This window comes from Pseudomonas sp. YuFO8, assembly GCF_035065025.1.
Classification (GTDB): Bacteria; Pseudomonadota; Gammaproteobacteria; order Pseudomonadales; family Pseudomonadaceae; genus Aquipseudomonas; species Aquipseudomonas putida_AE.
Genome location: NZ_JAXDEQ010000160.1, coordinates 1 through 419 on the forward strand (window position 1 = coordinate 1; position 419 = coordinate 419).

A 419-nucleotide genomic window follows, 5' to 3' on the forward strand; every position below is an offset into this window, starting at 1 on the left:
TTGCCGGTGACTTGAGCGGATTTATTGACGAAGAACTGGAAAAACTCGACCGCAAACGCCACGTCGTATTGGCCGTGCCGCAGTTCAACGGGTTGGGTACCTTGCTGGCAGGCACGGATATTCTGGCGACCGTGCCGGACTATGCGGCCGAGGCTCTGACCTCAGCCGGTGGCTTGCGAGCAGAAGATCCGCCGTTGCCAGTGCGTAGCTTTGAGCTGCATATGGCGTGGCGTGAGTCGCAGGATAATGACCCGGGGGAGCGGTGGTTAAGGTCGCGGATTCAGATGTTTTTTGGCGATCCTGAGAGTCTTTAGGCCTCGTCGGGCAGGCTGTTAAGCTGATCATTTATGCCTTTTCCTAGACCATGGAGATCCATTCATTTCCAGTGGATTGCTATATTCGGGGGCATATTTGAGGAC

1 protein-coding gene is annotated in these 419 nt (G+C 55.1%); it reads left to right on the forward strand.

Annotated features, from left to right (window positions below; genetic code table 11):
* On the forward strand, positions 1 to 314 hold a 314-nt coding region (locus SOP95_RS31790), incomplete at its 5' end, for a LysR substrate-binding domain-containing protein (RefSeq protein WP_323609555.1).
* Between the last annotated feature and the right edge of the window lie 105 nt (positions 315 to 419).